Source organism: Corynebacterium sp. HMSC036D02 (genome assembly GCF_001836165.1).
Classification (GTDB): domain Bacteria; phylum Actinomycetota; class Actinomycetes; order Mycobacteriales; family Mycobacteriaceae; genus Corynebacterium.
The window spans coordinates 121,322-139,785 of sequence record NZ_KV827662.1; the positions used below are offsets into that span (position 1 = coordinate 121,322).

Annotated in this window: 19 protein-coding genes; 1 reads left to right on the plus strand and 18 read right to left on the minus strand. The window is 61.3% G+C overall.

The window, feature by feature from the left end:
- Nucleotides 1-28: 28 nt before the first annotated feature.
- From tsaD to HMPREF2743_RS03975, 10 genes are all read right to left on the minus strand, one after another.
- Nucleotides 29-1,081 (minus strand): tRNA (adenosine(37)-N6)-threonylcarbamoyltransferase complex transferase subunit TsaD, encoded by a 1,053-nt coding sequence (gene tsaD, locus HMPREF2743_RS03930; protein ID WP_070624283.1) that lies wholly within the window; start codon nt 1,079-1,081, stop codon nt 29-31.
- Complete coding sequence (locus HMPREF2743_RS03935) at nt 1,075-1,590, minus strand: GNAT family N-acetyltransferase (protein WP_070818205.1); 516 nt, start codon at nt 1,588-1,590, stop codon at nt 1,075-1,077. Before HMPREF2743_RS03935 ends, tsaD begins: the two co-directional genes overlap by 7 nt.
- Nucleotides 1,587-2,279: a tRNA (adenosine(37)-N6)-threonylcarbamoyltransferase complex dimerization subunit type 1 TsaB gene (tsaB, locus tag HMPREF2743_RS03940; RefSeq protein WP_070517439.1), complete on the minus strand. Its 693-nt coding sequence runs from the start codon at nt 2,277-2,279 to the stop codon at nt 1,587-1,589. Before tsaB ends, HMPREF2743_RS03935 begins: the two co-directional genes overlap by 4 nt.
- Nucleotides 2,279-2,824 (minus strand): hypothetical protein, encoded by a 546-nt coding sequence (locus HMPREF2743_RS03945; protein WP_070818206.1) that lies wholly within the window; start codon nt 2,822-2,824, stop codon nt 2,279-2,281. The genes tsaB and HMPREF2743_RS03945 overlap by 1 nt, the downstream gene beginning before the upstream one ends.
- Before the next feature lie 97 nt (nt 2,825-2,921).
- Nucleotides 2,922-4,514, minus strand: coding sequence for an aspartate:alanine exchanger family transporter (locus tag HMPREF2743_RS03950; RefSeq protein WP_070517434.1), 1,593 nt, complete (start codon nt 4,512-4,514; stop codon nt 2,922-2,924).
- A gap of 1 nt (nt 4,515) precedes the next feature.
- The gene (tsaE, locus tag HMPREF2743_RS03955; protein ID WP_070517432.1) at nt 4,516-4,980 is read right to left on the minus strand and encodes a tRNA (adenosine(37)-N6)-threonylcarbamoyltransferase complex ATPase subunit type 1 TsaE; all 465 of its coding nucleotides are present in this window, start codon (nt 4,978-4,980) and stop codon (nt 4,516-4,518) included.
- Nucleotides 4,970-6,067, minus strand: a complete 1,098-nt coding sequence (gene alr / locus HMPREF2743_RS03960) for an alanine racemase (protein ID WP_198531333.1) — start codon at nt 6,065-6,067, stop codon at nt 4,970-4,972. The genes tsaE and alr overlap by 11 nt, the downstream gene beginning before the upstream one ends.
- Nucleotides 6,068-6,098: 31 nt before the next feature.
- Nucleotides 6,099-7,970 carry a glutamine--fructose-6-phosphate transaminase (isomerizing) gene (gene glmS, locus HMPREF2743_RS03965; RefSeq protein WP_070527883.1) on the minus strand — a complete coding sequence of 624 codons (1,872 nt, stop codon included), beginning with the start codon at nt 7,968-7,970 and terminating at the stop codon, nt 6,099-6,101.
- Nucleotides 7,971-7,981: 11 nt separating this feature from the next.
- Nucleotides 7,982-9,160 (minus strand): mannitol-1-phosphate 5-dehydrogenase, encoded by a 1,179-nt coding sequence (locus HMPREF2743_RS03970; RefSeq protein WP_070527880.1) that lies wholly within the window; start codon nt 9,158-9,160, stop codon nt 7,982-7,984.
- On the minus strand, nt 9,160-11,121 hold the full coding sequence (locus HMPREF2743_RS03975; RefSeq protein ID WP_210383645.1) for a PTS mannitol transporter subunit IICBA: 1,962 nt from the start codon (nt 11,119-11,121) through the stop codon (nt 9,160-9,162). The genes HMPREF2743_RS03970 and HMPREF2743_RS03975 overlap by 1 nt, the downstream gene beginning before the upstream one ends.
- Nucleotides 11,122-11,289: 168 nt before the next feature.
- Between HMPREF2743_RS03975 and HMPREF2743_RS03980 the strand changes: the two genes are divergently transcribed.
- Nucleotides 11,290-12,111, plus strand: coding sequence for a dienelactone hydrolase family protein (locus HMPREF2743_RS03980; RefSeq protein ID WP_070527873.1), 822 nt, complete (start codon nt 11,290-11,292; stop codon nt 12,109-12,111).
- A gap of 73 nt (nt 12,112-12,184) precedes the next feature.
- Here HMPREF2743_RS03980 and HMPREF2743_RS03985 read toward each other — a convergent pair whose 3' ends face one another.
- The 8 genes from HMPREF2743_RS03985 to HMPREF2743_RS04025 form a co-directional block, all read right to left on the minus strand.
- On the minus strand, nt 12,185-12,403 hold the full coding sequence (locus HMPREF2743_RS03985) for a hypothetical protein (protein WP_070527870.1): 219 nt from the start codon (nt 12,401-12,403) through the stop codon (nt 12,185-12,187).
- A 357-nt stretch (nt 12,404-12,760) separates the two neighbouring features.
- Entirely contained in the window at nt 12,761-14,398 is a 1,638-nt protein-coding gene (locus HMPREF2743_RS03995) for a zinc metalloprotease (protein ID WP_070818207.1), read from the minus strand.
- Nucleotides 14,398-14,709, minus strand: coding sequence for a hypothetical protein (locus tag HMPREF2743_RS04000; RefSeq protein ID WP_070527861.1), 312 nt, complete (start codon nt 14,707-14,709; stop codon nt 14,398-14,400). The genes HMPREF2743_RS03995 and HMPREF2743_RS04000 overlap by 1 nt, the downstream gene beginning before the upstream one ends.
- Before the next feature lie 141 nt (nt 14,710-14,850).
- Nucleotides 14,851-16,194 carry a phosphoglucosamine mutase gene (glmM, locus tag HMPREF2743_RS04005; protein ID WP_070527858.1) on the minus strand — a complete coding sequence of 448 codons (1,344 nt, stop codon included), beginning with the start codon at nt 16,192-16,194 and terminating at the stop codon, nt 14,851-14,853.
- A gap of 172 nt (nt 16,195-16,366) precedes the next feature.
- Nucleotides 16,367-16,903 (minus strand): 30S ribosomal protein S9, encoded by a 537-nt coding sequence (gene rpsI, locus HMPREF2743_RS04010; RefSeq protein WP_010189504.1) that lies wholly within the window; start codon nt 16,901-16,903, stop codon nt 16,367-16,369.
- Nucleotides 16,903-17,346, minus strand: coding sequence for a 50S ribosomal protein L13 (gene rplM, locus HMPREF2743_RS04015; protein WP_010189505.1), 444 nt, complete (start codon nt 17,344-17,346; stop codon nt 16,903-16,905). The genes rpsI and rplM overlap by 1 nt, the downstream gene beginning before the upstream one ends.
- A 431-nt stretch (nt 17,347-17,777) precedes the next feature.
- Nucleotides 17,778-18,065, minus strand: coding sequence for a WXG100 family type VII secretion target (locus HMPREF2743_RS04020; protein ID WP_010189507.1), 288 nt, complete (start codon nt 18,063-18,065; stop codon nt 17,778-17,780).
- A gap of 70 nt (nt 18,066-18,135) precedes the next feature.
- Nucleotides 18,136-18,453, minus strand: coding sequence for a WXG100 family type VII secretion target (locus tag HMPREF2743_RS04025; protein ID WP_010189512.1), 318 nt, complete (start codon nt 18,451-18,453; stop codon nt 18,136-18,138).
- Nucleotides 18,454-18,464 lie beyond the last annotated feature (11 nt).

Here is an 18,464-nt window from a genome sequence, read left to right on the forward strand (position 1 = left end):
TACCGGCACCCTGGGGGTTGCGCATCCGCTAGCGCGCGGCGGCCACGAGCGGCACTTCCACCTCAAGCTGCGTATCGGTCCCGCATGCCAGGCCGGAGGGTTCTGCGCCTTCGTGAATGAGCTGGGCGGCCACCGCCGCGATCATCACGCCGTTGTCGGTGCACAGCTTGAAGCGCGGCACACGCAGCTCGATTCCCGCGGATTCGCAGCGCTTCGCCGCCAAGGCGCGCAGCCGCGAATTCGCAGCCACGCCGCCGCCGAGCAGCAGCACCTTGGCGCCAGTGTCCTGGCAGGCGCGCACGGCCTTGGCGGTCAGCACATCCGCCACCGCCTCTTGGAAGGAGGCGCAGAGATCCTCAACCTGGACCGTGGTGCCCTCGCGCTCGGCCTTTTCCACGTGGCGGGCTACTGCCGTTTTGAGCCCCGAGAAGGAGAAGTTGTGGCGGTTGGGCCCGCGCAGGTCCTCGGCCTTGGACAAACCACGCGGCAAATCGATGGTGGGCTCGCCTTGGGCGGCCAGCTTATCGATGACCGGCCCTCCCGGATACCCCAACCCCAGGAGGCGGGAGACTTTGTCGTAGGCTTCGCCGGCGGCGTCGTCAAGCGTGGTGCCCAACTCCTTCATGGGTTTGCCCACGGCTTCGACCTCGAGCAGCTGGGTGTGGCCGCCGGAGACGAGCAGCGCCACCGAGTGCGGCAGCTCCTCGCCCTCCAGGTTGGCCACCGCGACGTGCCCGCCGAGGTGGTTGACGCCGTAGAAGGGCACGCCCCACGCGGAGGCGAAGGCCTTGGCTGCCGACGCCCCGACGAGGAGCGCGCCGGCCAGTCCCGGCCCCACGGTGGCGGCCACCGCATCGGGCTTCTCGACGCCCGCCTCCTCCAACGCCGCCTTCATCACCTGCGGCATGGCTTCGAGGTGAGCGCGGGAGGCAATCTCCGGCACCACGCCGCCGAAGCGGGCGTGCTGCTCCATGGAGGAGGCGACGACGTCGGCGCGGATCTCCATGTGGCCGTTATCAGACAGCTCGATGATGCCCACGCCGGTTTCGTCGCAGGAGGACTCGATGCCGAGGATTAACATCTCTCACTCTTTCGTGGTCGGTACATGGTGTGGGCGTCCGCGCCGGAGGGCTGGTAGTAATTGCGGCGCAGGCCGTTAATGACAAAATCATAAGCCTCATAGAGGCGAATGGCCGGATCGTTGCCCACGCGAACCTCAAGGAAGATGGGCGCATCGTGGGAATCTGCAAGCTCGACGATGGCGTCCATCATCAGCCGCGCGATGCCCTGCCGTTGGGCTGCGGGGTCGACGCCGATGGTGCGGATTTCGAACTCCGGCCAGGCAGCGGGCCCCATCCGCCCCACGCCGGCGTAACCGAGAACTTCCACGCGGTTGTCGTTGTGGTCATCGCGGTTGTCGTTGTGGTCATCGCGGTTGACATTCATGTCAACCGCCCAGTACGTGGTGTGCCCCGCCGCAATTTCCTGCTCGAAGGCTCGCGCCGGCCATGGGCTTTCGCCGGGGAAAAGGACCTTCTCTAACTCGGCACAGCGCGACGCGTCCGCAGACGTTAGTGGCCGCAGCCTCATGATGCCGGTGTCTCCTCGTTGCCGCCGACCAAGGCGGCCGAGCGCGGCTTGGCCTTCGGCTCCACGGCATCGGGGCGGCGTAGGTAGAGCGGGACGAGCGGCTCGGGTTCAGCGGACAAGTCAGCGCAGGCAACCAAACCCTCTGCGCGCGGGGTAGCCCACTCGCTGGGAAGGTCAGCGATGTCCTCCGGCAAACGTGGAGCAATAGATTCTGGGAAAACCAGAAGCGCACTCGCTGGGCTCGCGAGTCCGGCGGCGCTCAGATCAAGGGTTTCCGGCTTCGATACGTTGGGGCCGCTACGGCGCTCGCCGTCCACATAGGTGGCCCAGTAGACCTCTTTGCGGCGAGCGTCGATAGCCACCAGCCACTCCCCCGTGCGCCCGTGCGCGATGGCGTCCAAGGTGCACACACCATGTACCGGCAGGTGAAGGGCCACTCCCAGGGCGGAAGCGGTTGCCATGCCCACGCGCAGGCCGGTGAACGGTCCGGGCCCCGTGCCGACAACGATGGCGGAGAGGTCGGCATAGGTCAGAGAGGCGTCGGCAAGCAGCTCTTCGATGGTAGGGATGAGCTGCTCGTTGTGGGCGCGCGTACCACTGATGACGCGGTCGATGCTCTCCCCGGTGTCGGTGTCAACGATGCCCGTGACCAGATCCGTGGTGGCGGTATCGAGTGCGAGAACCTTCATTAGCCCACGAACTGCCAGGCAGGAGCGTCCTCATTGTCAGCACCCTGCTGCAACATCTGGTCATCACCGCGCAGGAACTGCAGCGGCTCGCCAGGCTGAATGCCGCGCAGCGGCGGAGCGTCCTGGCCCTGGGCCTTGGCCATCTCTACCTGCTCGAGGACGCCGGAGCAGAGATCCACCTGGGAGCGGTTCAGCTTCTCCACCTGATACTCCTGATTGACGCTGACGGTGACAAAGTAGTTCTCATCCTCCGCCACCTTGCCGTCGACGAAGTCGATACCGGCGACATCCACGCCGCCTTCCCCAAGCTGCTGCTCCGTAGCACCCGGGCAGACGACGAGACCGGCAATCCAATCCTGGCCGTAGACGTCGGGGACCAAGAGCGCGGAGAAGCTCAGGTTCTTCGGATACGTGTCCAAGGCTTCACCCAACGTCGAGGAAGGCTCCTCCGGCGAACGGGTCATGGACAGCGCGATGAGCAAGCCAAGGACGATGGCAAAGCCGCCGATGACGACGGTCGTGATGAATTGGCCGATTCTATTCATGGGGATGTGCTCCTAATAATAGGGAGTTCCGTACGGGGATATCCTACGCGACCGCCCTACCGCGGCCCTGACTGGCCCTTCCGGCACCGAAAAGGGATCAAACGATCAGCAGTGCCAGGACCTGGCACATGAGGATCTTGCCGATCATCGCCGTAGGGTACACGGTGGCATAGCCGCGCTCTGCCAGCTGGGTTCCGGTCTGGGGGTTGAGGTAGGCCATGATCGCCGGGTTCGTGGTCATACCCGCGGCGATGCCCATCGACTCATCAAACTTCAGGCGCAGCACCAGCATCGATACCGCGACGATGCCGATGGCGGAAACCAGCGACAGCACAATGCCCACGCCCATGTACTTCAGGGAGGTCGGATCCGACAGCGCATCACGGAACTGGCCGCCTGCCGACGTACCCACGCCCGCCAAGAACAAGGTCAGGCCCAGCGTGGAGATTGTCTGCTTGGCGTGGAAAGGAAGCTGCCAGTTAATCGGGCCCGAGCGGCCCAGCGCACCCAGGATGAGGCCGACGACGATGGGGCCGCCGCCGAAGCCGAAGGAGAGCGTCGTGCCACCTGGCAGCGGAATCGGGATAGCGCCGAAGAGCAGACCAATGAAGAGGCCAAGAGCAAAGGGAAAGAGATCGACGTTGCCGAGTTTGGCTTCGGAGTCGCCGAGGAAACGGCGGACGTCGTCAAGCCTGCCCGGCGCGGTGATAACGCGCACGCGGTCCGAGTAATGCAGGACGGTTTCCTCGTTCGGCACGACATCCGAGTCACCGCGGCGCACGCGCGCGATGAGGAAGCCCTCCTTGACCGTGTCCAAGTCCTTGAGCTGGTAGCCCGCAACGCGTGGGCTGGACACGGTCAGGCGGCGGTAGACCAGGCCATCCTCCTCGTGGAGGTTGAGGTGGATCTCCTCACCGAGCTGGGAGATCGCGCTATCAAGCGCTGGTGCCGTGCCGTTGAGCAAGAGCTCCATACCCGCGCGCAGCGGCAGCTCCGGATAGGCCAGGTTGTGGTTGTGCGGATTGTTGACGTGGCGGGTAGCGATGACGCGCTCGCCAGTCACCTCCTGCAGCTCCCCTACCGTTGCGTCGAAGTCGCGAGTCAGGCGCACTGCCCGCCACTCCAGCGGCTCCGCAATCATGCCCTCGGCGCGGGCGTCCTCAACGTGGTTCACGCGCAGCATCTTCGCGCCGATGGCGGCCACCAGAATGGTTCCGATGATGCAGCCAGGGTAAGCCAAGGAATAGCCCACCACCGGGGTGCTGTCGCCGCCCAGGGCTTCGACGACCGCTGCCATACCCGGCGTCGAGCTTAGCGAGCCCGCGAGCGTGCCGACGCTAATCGCCGGGTCCAGGTCAAACATGCGCATCGCCAGGGTTGTCAGCCCCGCGAGAAGGAAGAAGAAGACGATGACCACCATGGACATCTTCCATCCTCGCCGGCGGAAATCTTCGAAGAAGCTGCGGCCGAAGTTCAGGCCGATGACGTAGACGAAGATGGCCAGGCCAAATTGATACACGAAGGCCGGGACCACGATGTCTGGGTTGGCAGCGGACAGTCCCAGGGCCACGAACATCGCGGCGGCGGCGCCGAGCGAGATGCCGAAGACATTGATCTTGCCCACGGCCAGTCCCACCGCCATGATCAGAAAGAGCGTCAGCAGGGGCTGTTCAGCAAGAAAAGCCAGCACGTTAATTCACCCATTTCCATGTAAATACGCGGACGTCATCATCCGAATCGCGGTTGATTCTCACAGCAAGATACGCGTCAGAAAGCCGCTCCATGAAGCCCCCGCCCCACTCGGCGACGACGACAGCATCCTCTATTTCGGTGTCCAAGTCTAGACTGTCCAGCTCCCCCAACGGATCCTCAGAATGATCAAGGAGGCGGTAGGCATCCACGTGCACCAACGTCGGCCCGCCTACGCGGGAAGGGTGCTCGCGGGCGATGACAAAGGTCGGCGACGTCACCCGCCCCTTCACCTGCATTCCCCGGGCAATGCCCTGCGTAAAGGTGGTTTTCCCGGCACCTAAAGGGCCGTCGAGGATAACCAGGTCCCCGGCCTCCAGAGCCGCACCTAACTCCTCGCCGAGGGCCTGGGCGTGCTCCGGTGTGGCTGCCTCGCGGCGTCCTTCGTGTGGAAAATCACTGCGCATCGCTAGCTCCTTCGCGGTATGTACGCTCGGTGCGCCCTGTGGGGCGGCACACCACTTCATAGTTGATGGTCCCGGTTGCCTCAGCCAATTCTGTGGCGCTCATACCGCCGCGCCCGAAGATAACGGCGGTGTCCCCGGCACGCACTCCGTGGGGGTTAGAGCCGAGGTCGACGACAATCTGGTCCATACAGACCCGTCCCACCTGCGGGTAGAGCTCACCACCAATGCCTACCTGGAGCGCCCCCTGAAAGGCACGCGGCAGGCCATCGGCATAACCCACGCTGACGGTGGCGAGCTCGCGCTCACTCTCCGCGGTCCAGGTCAGTCCGTAGCAGGTGGACTCCCCCGCCGAAATCGGCTTCACTGCGACGACGGACGCCTCCCACGTCATGGCAGGCTCCAGCCCATGGTCGAGCCCAGCGACTGGTTCAAGCCCATACAGGGCCAGTCCGACGCGCACCTGCTCAAAACGAGCCGAGGGGCGCGTCAACGCCGCGGGCGAGTTCGCCAGGTGGTTCAGCGGACACTCCAGCCCCACCTCACGGGCGAGTGCTAGGGCCTGGCGGAACTCCGATTCCTGATGATCATTGTGCGGGTGCTCCGGCTCGTCCGCACAAGCAAAGTGGGACATGAGGCCTAGGACGGTGATGTGGGGGGCGTCGGCAAGCAGGCGAAAGGTCTCCTCCCACGCATGCTTGTCGACGCCCGATCGGTGCATCCCCGTCTCCACCATCACGAAGACTTCGGTGGGGGTCTCGGCGGCGATGAGTGCTCGGGCGTGCGCCAGCGAAGGGATGCCGATCTGGATCTCAGCGGCAAGGGCTGGGGCGAGGTCCTCCGTCGGCTCCCACAGCCAGGCAGCGATGGGGAGAGTATCAATCACCTTCCGCAAGGCCACCGCCTCAGCCAAGGTGGCCACCCCGAAGGCATCCGCCCCAGCTTGCGCCATCACCGGGGCGCAGCGCTCGATGCCGTGGCCATAGGCATCCGCCTTGACCACGCACATGAGGCGGGCCGGGGCCACCGCCTCCTTCACGCGGGCAACATTGTGGGCAATAGCGTTGAGGTCAACGGTGGTTTTCAACATGCCCACTATTGTGCCACTTGGTGTTACCGCGCTATTCGACGGTCACCGACTTCGCCAGGTTGCGCGGCTGGTCCACGTCGTAGCCCTTGGCGGTGGCTACACCGCAGGCGAAAATCTGCAGCGGAACAGTAGCCAGCAGCGGCTGCATCAGGGTCGGCGCCTGCGGGATGCGGATGATGTGGTTGGCGTAGGCCTCGACGGCCTCGTCGCCCTCCTCCGCGATGACGATGGTGATGGCACCGCGGGCACGGATCTCCTGGATGTTGGAGACGACCTTGGCATGCAGGGAATCGCGGCCACGCGGGGAAGGCACGATGACGAAGACCGGCTGGCCTTCCTCAATCAGCGCGATGGGGCCGTGCTTGAGCTCACCGGCGGCGAAGCCCTCCGCGTGCAGGTAGGCAATCTCCTTGAGCTTGAGCGCGCCCTCCAGCGCAACCGGGAAGCCGACGTGGCGGCCCAGAAAGAGCACCGACTTGGCGTTCTCCATGGCATTGGCCAGGTCATAGACCTGCTGCTCGTTGTCGATGATTGCCTGAACCTTATCGGGCATATCACGCAGATCCTCGAGGACGGAGTTGACCTCATCGGAGAACATGTTGCCGCGCAGACGTGCCAGGTAGAGGCCCAGCAGGTAGGTCGCGGTGATCTGCGCCAGGAAGGCCTTGGTGGAGGCCACAGCGATCTCCGGTCCGGCGTGGGTGTACAAGGCGGCGTCGGACTCGCGCGGGATGGAGGAACCCTGGGTGTTGCAGATGGCAATCACCTTGGCGCCCTGCTGGCGGGCGTGGCGCACTGCCATAAGCGTATCCATGGTCTCGCCCGACTGGGACAGGGCCACAACCAAGGTCTTTTCGTTAACGATCGGATCGCGGTAGCGGAATTCGTGGGCCAGCTCCACCTCACAGGGGATGCGGCACCAGTGCTCGATGGCGTAGCGTGCGACGTGTCCAGCGTAGGCGGCAGTGCCGCAGGCGATGACAATGATCTTATCGATGGACTTCAGCACCGACTCATCGATGCGGATCTCATCGAGGATCAGGTTGCCGGTCTCGTCGAGGCGGCCCAGCAGCGTATCGCGCACGGCTGCCGGCTGGTCGTGGATTTCCTTCTCCATGAAGGAGTTGAAGCCACCCTTTTCGGCAGCGGCGGCATCCCACTTGATCTCGAAAGGCTTGCCCTGGGCGGGGTTGCCCTCATAGTCGGTGATTTCGATGTCATCCGCGGTGATGGTCACGACCTGGTCGTTGTCCATCTCCACGGCGGACTTGGTGTAGTCGATGAAGCCGGAGACGTCCGAACCCAGGAAGTTCTCTCCCTCACCCAGTCCGATGACCAGCGGCGAATCGCGGCGCGCAGCCACGATGCGGTCCGCCTGCTCGGTGTGAATAGCCAAGAGGGTGAACGCGCCCTCCAGGCGCTTACCGGTCAGTTGCATGGCCTTGGTGAGGTCACCGCCGGCCTCATTGTGGAACACATCTGCCAGAAGGGTGGCGGCTACCTCGGTGTCGGTCTCGGACACGAAGTTGTGTCCCTTGCCCTCCAGCTCGCTCTTGAGCTCAGCGAAGTTCTCAATAATGCCGTTGTGCACGACGGCGAGCTTGCCGCCATCCACCACGTGCGGGTGGGCGTTCAGATCGGTCGGGCCACCGTGAGTAGCCCAGCGGGTGTGGCCGATGCCCAGGACGGAATCCTTCAGCGGACGCGCAGCGATTTCAGCTTCCAGCGCAGCGACCTTTCCGGCCTTCTTGCGCCAGCCAATCTCGCCATCGGCGTACATTGCGACGCCTGCTGAGTCATAGCCGCGATACTCCAGTCGGCGCAGGCCCTCCAGCACAACGTCTAGGGCGTAGTAATCATGGTCTCCAGAAACGGGACCTACATATCCAACAATTCCACACATATTTATTGAGCCTACCTCACCGATTCACGTGCAAATACTTGGGACAAAGCTGCAAAGAGAGGGTGCTCCGGGGCAATTCCGGTCAGCTCAGTAACCAGCTTATTTGTAGCCTCTTGGTTACCTGCAACTTCCTTTAGACGCTTGCGCAACTCCACCGATTCGGGATCTTCGGGCACATCAAATGCCAGCGCGGCCGACACTGCTTCGACGAGAGCTTTTACCCCGTGGCCGCGTTCTGCCAGTTCGGCGGCTGGGCCGATGAAACGTTCATTGCGCGAAATCTTACGCAGCGGGGCACGCCCAACGCGGTCGGTGGTATCGGGCAGCTCAGGGTTCTGGAAACGTGTCAGAATCTTCTCTACATAGGCCTGCTGAACCTCGGGATCAAAGTCAAACTTTTCAACGATGAGTTGCTTGGTTTCAGCCAGAACCGCGGCGACCTTGTCCTGGATTTCTTTCTGCGCCAATGCTTCCGCAATGGTAGAAATTCCTGCTTGCTTTCCGAAGTAAGCAGTCGCAGCATGTCCGGTGTTGACGGTGAACAGCTTGCGCGTAATGTAGGGCGCAAGGTCATCCACCCACGTGATTCCTGAGATCTCTGGAATCTCAAGACCTGCAGCTTTAAATGGCCCGGATTCCACTGCCCACTCATGGTAGGTTTCGACGACTACGTCGAGCGCTTCGCTGCCTGTGCGACGCTCCTGGTTCGGCACGATGCGGTCAACTGCTGTGTTGGGAAAGAATGCAATCTCATCAGCCTCGGGGTAAGCCTCTCGAATGGCCGCGCTGAGCCCGTCCGTAGCGTTGATCGCGTTCTCACAAGCCATGACCGCGACCTTGCCTTTGCCTGCTGCTGCTCGACGCTTCAGGCCCTCAGCGATAGAAGGAGCAATGAGCTGTAGCACGGTAGGCCCAACGGCAGTCGTGATGAGATCGGCATCCACGATCTCTGAGTAAAGGCCTTCAAGGTCCTCAGCGGAGTTAACTCCCGAGAAATCAGTGACGTGGACATCGCGAGCGCCGGTTCCCACCTCGTGCACTGTGTACGACTCAAGCTCATTGAGGGAATCGATAAGAGGGGCAGCAACATCTGCAAAGGCTAGTTCATAACCTGCCTCGTGCAAGATGATGCCGACAAATCCTCGACCGATATTTCCTGCTCCAAAGTGCAGTGCTTTCTTGGTCGTCATTACTTGTTCACCTTCTCAAAAATAGTGAGGATTTCTTCCTTCGTCGCGGCGTTTTCCAGCTGCTCCACGGTGTCAGCTTTGCCGAAGATCTTGGCAATTTTGGCCAGCGTCTTGAGGTGGGAACCATCAGCACCAGCAATACCAACGATGAAGGTAGCGGGCTTGCCGCCCCAGTCTACGGGCTCATCGAGTCGGATGAAGGAAACAGCGGACTTCTTGATGGAGTCCTTGGCTTCATTGGTGCCATGCGGGATGGCGAGGCCATTTCCCATAAAGGTGGACACGGACTTCTCACGCTCATGCATCGCGTCCACATAGGCTTGGTCAACTGCGCCGGCAGAGACGAGCAATGCACCAGCTTGGTTGATTGCGTCTTCCCGGTCAGCTGCGTGTCCATCGAGCACGATAGTGTCCAGGCTCAGAACTTCTTCACCGGCGGACTCAGAGGACTCGGACGCGATCGTTCGTGCCATCTCGGTTTCAGTTGCCGCTGCGGTGGCACCCGATTGCTGTTTGCGGATAAGGTCCACGACTTCGTCGTAGCGAGGCGATGCCATGAAGTTGTCCACGGCAACATGGATTGCCGAAGGAGTAGCTGGCTTGGCGCGTTCTGCCAAATCCTGATGAACAACGACCAGCTGATAATCATCCTTGAGATTGTTGATCGCCGAGTTGGTTACGGTAACGACATCGCCGAAACCGGCTTCCTTGATCTTGTTCCGAAGCACCGAAGCGCCCATTGCGGAAGAGCCCATGCCGGCATCGCAAGCAAAGACCACATTCCGAATCTCTGGAGCATTCTCAGCAGACTTTGCAGTCAGGGCTCCTGCAACCGACGACTTCTTACCCTTCATAGCCTCCATGTCTGCCGTAGCCTTGTCGAGGTCATCCTCACCCTTGGTGAATTTCAGAATCGGCGCAGCGATAGCGAACGAGACTGCAGTCGAGGCCGCCACAGCGATGGTCACGCCCAAGTAGGAATCAGAGGCAACCGTGCCGTAAATGGCAAGAATGGACCCCGGTGCCGCCGGAGAACGAAGCCCCACATCCATGATGGTGTTAATCGCAACACCCGTCATGCCGCCGCCGATGGCTGCAAGAAGCAACTGCGGGCGCATCAGAACGTAGGGGAAGTAAATCTCGTGAATACCACCGAAGAAGTGAATCAATGCCGCGCCCGGAGCGGTCGCGCGGGCAGAACCGGCACCAAACACCATAAAAGCGAGCAGGATACCTAGGCCAGGACCTGGGTTTGCTTCCAGCAGGTAAAGAACCGACTTGCCGGCTTGTGACGCCTGATCCGTTGCGAGCGGAGTGAGCACGCCATGATTAATGGCGTTGTTCAGGAAGAACACCTTCGCAGGTTCAATCAATGCCGAGGTCAACCACAACAGGTTGTGCGTAATGAGGAACTCAACCGCTCGACCTGCCAAGTCCATGATCAGGTTCATCACGGGAGTCAGGAGGTACATGGAGGCAATAGCTCCGGCGAAACCAAAGATGCCCAGAGAGAAGTTATCGACGAGCATTTCGAAACCGGGTCGAACCTTGCCGTTCCACAGTGACTCAAGCTTCTTGAAAAGCCATGCAGCCAGAGGACCACAAATCATCGCGCCAAGGAACATCGGCGACGCATGACCGTCCTCACCGATCCACTCCGGTGCTGACGTTCCCATAATGACACCCATCGTGACGATGGCGCCGACGACGCCTCCGCGCACGCCGTGTACGAGCTTGCCGCCGGTGAATGCGATGAGAATCGGCAGCAGGTAGGTCACCATTGGGCCAACCATTGTGTTGATCTTTTCATTCGGGAAGAACCCGTCCGGAATGAAGAGAGCAGTCAAAATTCCCCACGCGATGAAGGCGCCGATGTTCGGCATGATCATCGAAGAAAGGAACGTTCCGAACTTTTGGACAGCGACTCGTGCACCGCCCTTGTTTTGTTGTGTCTCAGCCATGCGCATCTTCCTTTACTTGTGGCTGGGTGCGCGCGCATGAGGCCCGCGCACGATTGGAGAGTTTCAGTTTCTGATCCTATTACCTTGAGTGCTTTTCACATAGCTTGATTCACCCAAGCGACGACGCATTCCACCTGTGCGGGCATTCTTTGCTCTATTCTGTAAAGCGTGTCTGCGAATTTGAAGAAGCATCTCGGTACGTTGTCCAAGCGCGGCCCGCACCGCGTCCTCGTCGGGGACCTGTCTTATGCAGGCCTAGAGGGCAAGGTGTACACCCCGGTTGAGGGCAAGGGTCTTCCCGCCGTGGCATTTGCCCACGACTGGACGAAGAGCATCAAGAACTACCACGCCACCCTGCGTCACCTGGCCAGCTGGGGCATCGTGGTGGTTGCTCCTGATACGGAGACGGGTGTCTTTGCCAAGCACCGCAACTTGGCTGCCGACCTCGAATCGGCTTTGCAGATTGCCGCTGGTGTCCGGCTGGGCGCCGGAAAGATTTCGGTGTCCCCTTCCAAACTGGGTGTCTTTGGCCACGGCATGGGCGGCGGCGTAGCCACCCTGGCTGCCGTAGATAACCCTAAGGTCCGCGCCGTCGCGGCCCTCTACCCCGCCGATACCTCCCCATCCGCGGTCCAGGCGGCGCACGCTGTTCAGGCCCACGGCCTCGTTATTGGCGCAGGCCAGGATGATATCTTCCGCGCCGGTAATCCCGCGAAGCTGGCCAATGCTTGGGGCGGCCCGGTGGCTTACCGAGAAATTGCAAAGGGCACGCAGTCCGGTTTCAGCGAGGATAAATTCTTCAAGTTGGCGCTTGGCTCCGGCTTCTTCCAGGGTTCCGCCGTCGAGACCGCCCGCGGCCTAGTCACCGGCTTCTTGCTGTCCACCCTGGCTGGCGAATCCAAGTATGACGCCTTTGCGGCTGCCGACGCCTCCGCCAAGGGCGTCGAGAGCTTCGTCGGCGAGGACCTCACCAAACGCGCAGGTTTCTAGCACGACAAGGAAGCGTTTCAACCAGGTAGCACCACAGGGTGCAACTAGGCCTCGACGACAGCAGGACGATCAGTTATCCGTCCTGCTTTAGTCGTTTTAGCCGAGGAACCTCAATGAAAAGCCAGGCAATAAGTGCAATGCCCGGCAGAAGCAGCTGCGCGGCCGTCCACAGCTTTATGTGGGCCATATCTCTGTCGCATTTAATCTCAATGCCAAGCACGATAAAAGCCACCAAGAGGTACAGCATAGGAAGAACACCCCACAAGACGTCATAAAGCCAAGGAACTGTCATGCGGTCTTCTCCCAAACCTTGCTTGATACGTGCAGCGGCTACTCACGCCACAGTAACACCTGGGGTTGCTGGCGCACAGAGAAGTTTCCCGGCTTCCGTGTCACCCGCGCCTGAGTACTGATTGCACTTGGCCGCGCGGGCGGCCTCGCCCCTGCCCCTGACTTTGACTGTGCGCCCCGCTCCTAGAAGCAGGGTTCCGCCGCTGCGTCTCCGCGTGCGTTTGGGCTTGGGCTGCACGCTGCGCAGATTTTTCCAGCTCATCTTGTGCTTTAGCCATGGCCTTCTCAAACTCCAGCAACCGTGCAGCTGTGCGCTCGCGAAATCCGCGCGCGAACTCATCGAAATCATTGTGCGGCATTACCACTGCCCTGCCTTTCGTGCGTGTACGGAGGAGGATTCTGAACTTTCTTGCGGGGGCATTTCTGGCGTGGCCTCAGCCTCAGCGGCCGGACCTGGTACTGCCTCAGGTGCAGGTGCTGGTGCCGGGGCCGGTTGTGGCGCCGGCGCTTCCGCTGCCTGCATGTGAGCGAGCTTCTCCGGTGGTGCTTCCGGCTCAGGAACGTTGTTCAGCTCTGGAGGGGGCGGCGTAACACCGTTGTTAGGAGCAGGCTCTGGCGCGGGCGGTGGGCAGGGGTCTGGCTCCGGCTGCGGTTCTGGCTCAGGCACAGGCTCTGGTAGAGGCTCCGGCTCCGGAAGGTTTTCCACGAAGTCCACAGCGGCCTCAGCCAAAAGCCCCAGCCCCAGAATGGCCACCCCCACGCCAAGCAGGCCTAAGCTTCCACAGCAGGATTCTTCAGGCTTGCACTCACATTCTCCCGCAACTGGTGGCTGCTCTGGCTCCTCACAGTCCTCGCCTCCTACTGGCTCTTCAGGGCAGTCAATCACTTCCTGTTGGACAGGCTCGGTGGGAACCTCCACCCCCGCATCGGCAGGCTTCGTGGTTCCTACTTCACGCTGGTGCTCTTTGCAGTCACACGACGGTGCTTCCTTTTCTGCATTACAGCGGCACGGCGTGTGCTCCTCTTCTGGTGTAGTCGAAGCAGGTTCAGTCGGCACACTGTGCGGCTCAGTCGGCTTCGCCGGCTGTGGCTTCTCTTCAGTCGGTGGGCACTCTTTTTCAGGCACCGCAGCAGGCTGGGTGGGCTCTGGCTTTTCTGGTGGTGCCACCGGTGTCTCTGGTTTCGGCTCTGCAGGCTGCTGCGGTGCAACCGGCGACGGAGGCTGGGTTGGCTGAGCTGGCTGTGTGGGCTGAGCCGGTGTGGACGGGGCCGGAGCTGGTGACGGCTGGGCCGGTGCACAAGGTTCAGGCTCAGGTTGCGGGCACTCTTTCCGCTTCTCCTCACAGCCGCATTCGGGCTCTGGCGGGGTTTCCGGCAGCTCCCGCTCGCACACCTCGGTGCAGCGCCGTTCAAACTCGTCATAGCAATTCTCAATGGCGGTATCGCGGTCCCGGCACGTTTGAGTGATGGTGTCATTCGTCTGATCGATAAGCTCCCCACCAATGCGCGATATCACCGGGATGATGACCTTTCCCAGAGGGTGCCGCTGCAACAGCATGGTCAAAATGTTAATCAGTGGAATCACAGCAGAGATAAGCTCTGCCACCGCGGAATCAGAAACATCAACGACGTCTTCGATGGCATCCGAACACTGCTGCGCGGATTCCACCAAATCATCGGCTTCGTCCCTTTCCTTGTCGAAATCGTCTTGCACGCCGCGCAAATGATCCATGATCGCTCCCCCGGCCAGCGATAGAACCGTACCGAGAAGGAATTCCCGCAACCCGTTACCACCGCGCCCTGGGCGGCGAGCACCCATCGCCGACGCAGTGTTCGTAACCAAGTCGCCTGGGTTAATCCCATCGACCGACCCCACCATGTCCCCCAACAAGCCAATGGGCGTGCTGGGCCCGGAATAGCCTCCTCGGCTTGCCGCCTGGAACTGGGACACCGCTTGTGAATAATCACCCAAGAGTGACTTGACCATCGTGGACATCAATTCACCCCTGCTTCCTGGTCACCGAGTTGCCCGGCGAGGCCGCGGTCCACGTCCCCGAAAGCACGCAGTTGTTCGCGCGCGGCATCCGCTGTGGCCGATATGTTCTCCAACCGCCACGCACCACGCTCATGGAGCCGGCTCAATAGCGCCTGAATCTGCGCACCATGCCCGCCAAAATCCCGGCCCGCTGATGACTGGGGAAAATTCGGCCTATCCCCGCGGTGCGCGTCACTTTGGGCACGGGTTTGGTCCACGACGGCGTCGAGAAGCCGCGTGGCTTCATCCTCATCAAAAAATACGTCGGGCATGTGCGCCCTCCTTCTCGTCCACAACAAACAGTGATTCCTGCTTTTATTGGACTGAGAAACATCCCCTCCGGTTCCCACGCCACCCCACAAAAATGCGAAACCCCAGGCCAGAAGCCTGGGGTTGTGATGAAGTGAGTAGAACTAAACTGCAGCGACGACGGCCGCAAGCTTGCCTGCGACCTTGCGCGCCTGCTCCTTTTCAGCAGCCTCTACCATGACGCGGAAGAGCTCCTCCGTGCCAGACGGGCGCAGCAGAACGCGGCCCGTATCACCGAGCTCCGTTTCGGCAGCAGAGATAGCTTCCTTGACCTCAGGGGCGTTAAGAATGACGGCCTTGTCGGACACTGGAACGTTAATGAGTACTTGCGGCAGCACCGTCATCACGGAGGCCAGCTCCTTGAGGGACTTTCCGGACTTGGCCATGCGCGCCATAATGGACAAGCCGGTCAGCGTGCCATCACCAGTGGTGCAATCATCCGGCAGCACCACGTGGCCGGACTGCTCGCCACCCAGGGAGAAGTCACCGCGGTTGAGTTCTTCCAGCACGTAGCGGTCACCCACGGCGGTTTCCTTGACCTCGATGCCCTGCTCCTGCATCGCCAGCTTCAGGCCCAGGTTCGACATCACGGTGGCCACCAGGGTGTTGAAGCGGAGATCGTTTTCCTCCTTCATGCCCACGGCGAGGATTGCCATGATCTGGTCACCGTCCACGACGTTGCCCTCTGCATCCACGGCCAGGCAGCGGTCAGCGTCACCATCGTGCGCTAGGCCCAGATCGGCGCCGTGCTCGACGACGGCCTCCTGAGTCTTCTCAATGTGCGTCGAACCGCAATCCTCATTGATGTTGAAAGCATTGGGCTTGTTGTGAATGGCCACGACCTCAGCGCCCGCAGCCTCATAGGCCTGCGGTGCAACCTTCGAGGCAGCGCCATTAGCGGTGTCAACGACCACTTTGATGCCGCTGAGATCCGTAGTAACGACCTCTGCCAAGTGCTTCAGGTAGCGCTCGCGACCGTCGGGAGCCTCCGAGATAATGCGGCCAATCTTGGTGGCAGTCGGACCGTCTTCGGTGAGGTTGTCCATGGCGGCCTGGATACGATCCTCTACCTCATCCGGCAGCTTCTTGCCTCCCGCGGAGAAGAACTTGATGCCGTTGTCCGGCATCGGGTTGTGAGAGGCGGAGATCATCACGCCGAGATCTGCCCCAAAGTCATCGGTAAGGAACGCGATGGCCGGAGTGGGCAGCACGCCGACGCGCACGACGTCGACGCCTCGCGACGCCAAGCCTGAGGCAATCGCCGCATCCAGCATCTCGCCCGACACACGCGGGTCGCGCCCGATAATCGCGAGCGGGCGACGCTCATAAGATTCACGGTCTGAAGTAAGAACTTCCGCCGCCGCCTGGCCCAAGCGCAGCGCGAGAATCGGTGTGAGCTTCTTGTTCGCGAGGCCGCGAACTCCATCGGTTCCAAAAAGTCGAGTCATAGTTGTTCATTATGCCCGCTCCCCGTTGTTTGGCGCAGATCAGTCCACCTTTGCTACTTGGTTATACCCCGCAACATGGCAGGAAACACGCCCCGCCCCTGCCATGCATGGCAAAAGCCGCCGCCTCCACGAAAGGGAAGCAGCGGCTTTCGGAAAATGCAGTAAGCGAAGATTAACGCTTGGAGTACTGCGGGGCACGACGTGCCTTGTGCAGACCAGCCTTCTTGCGCTCCACGGCACGAGCATCGCGGGTGAGCAGGCCGGCCTTCTTCAGGGCCGGGCGGTCAGCCGGGTTGTAGATGTTCAGTGCGCGGGCGATAGCCAGACGCAGGGCGCCGGCCTGACCGGTCGGGCCACCACCGTTGACGGTGACCTTGATGTCGAACTGACCCTCGCGCTCGAGGATGGTCAGCGGCAGCAGGATGTCCTGCTGGTGCAGCTTGTTCGGGAAGTACTCGTCAAAGGCGCGGCCGTTGACGGAGATGTTGCCGGAACCAGCAACGAGGCGAACGCGAGCGATGGCGCGCTTACGGCGACCAACGGTCTGGATCGGGCCCTCGTGGATAGCCGGGGCAGCGGTCTCAACCTCAGCCTCGGTATCGGTTGCCAGGGAGTCACCGATGGTGTTGGTGAACTCCTCGGTAGCGGCGGTTGCTGCAGCGATGTCGGCAGCGTCGGCTACATTGTTGTCGATGTTCTGCTCGGTCATTACTGTGCCACCTGCTTAAACTCAAAGGTTTCCGGCTTCTGGCCGGCGTACGGGTGCTCCTCGCCCACGAAAACGTGCAGCTTCTTGATGGAGGCGTTGGAAAGCTTGTTGTGCGGCATCATGCCCTTTACAGCTTCCTCGATAACGCGGACCGGGTTGGCGTCCAGGGACTGACCAAGGGTCATGGACTTCAGGCCACCCGGGTAACCGGAGTGGCGGTAGCGCATCTCGCGCTCGCGCTTGTTGGAGGAAATGTGGATCTTGTCCGCATTCAGGATGATGATGTGGTCGCCGCAATCAACGTTCGGTGCGTACTGGGGCTTGTGCTTGCCACGCAGCATGTCAGCCACGGTGGAAGCGAGCTTGCCCAGAACCACGTCGGTAGCGTCGATGACGTACCACTTGCGGGTGATGTCACCGCTCTTCGGGTGGAAAGTAGACAAAATGACTCCTTGAAAGTCTGTCTCGGAACTGCCGGCCATCGCTATGTAAGCCCCTACGCGGTACATACAGCGGCCGGTGGAGACCTGCAGCACGCGCGCACCCACGTCAATAAGGGTGCGGACACATAGGTGTTTCACTTTAGTACGTAGCAGTTTGAAAACCCAAAACGCCGATATCGCCCCTCATCAACGCCTCCATCCCGGCTAATTCGGGGTGGGGGTTCGAGACAGATACGTTGATGAGAAGCGATACCGGCGCCTTGTACTGAGTGGGCGGAGGGTGGTGTGGGTCAAGGTGGCGCGTCCAGCCCTTCCATTCTCTGCGCCCCTCCCCTAGCCTCCGCGCCTTTCTCCCGCTCACTGCTCATGGTGGTGAATGGTCAGGCAGAAAGTGTCCGCGCACCCAGCTCAAGGCTCACAGCCGGTGAGGTTTAACCCCAGCTGGCGGCAGCGCGGCGGTTGACGTCGCTCATATTGTCATTGCCCTGGGAGACCGTGGTGGAGATGGTTGCCAACACCGTGTTGAGCTCAGCGGCCGCCTTATCCCACTTCGCCTGCGCTGCGTTGTATGCCGCAGCGGAATCTCCCTCCCACGTCGAAACCATCGGCTGCAGGGTGGACTTGAGGTCACCGAGAAGCCCGTTGATGCGGCCGGAGGTGGAGTTGATGTCGGCGGCGGCACCGGCGATGGCGCCAAACTGATACTTGATTCCAGACATTGCGTGTTCCTTTTCTTCTGTGTTCGTGCGTGGTTCAGCGTGTGCAGTAGTCAGTGAAAGCAGCTAGTACTTACAGGGCCAAGCCCGCGCCGCCAACGTTCTCGAAAGACTGGGCGTTATCAGCCTCGACCGAATCAAAGTTGCGGGCATTGTCCCTGATGTTCTCGCTGATGGCGGTCAGTGCCTCACGCAGCTGCTGCGCGGAGGAGTTATAGCGCTGCATCAGGTTGTCAAAGGAAACCTGCGCGCGGCCTGCCCAGCTGCCACGGACGGAGTCCACAACGCCCTGCAGACGGGTGAGCTCCCCCTGTACCTCGTCGTTGGTGGAGTCGACGCGGCCAGCGGTGGCCACCATTACGTCGGCTTCTGTGCGGAACGTTTGAGTCATGTCCTTCTCTT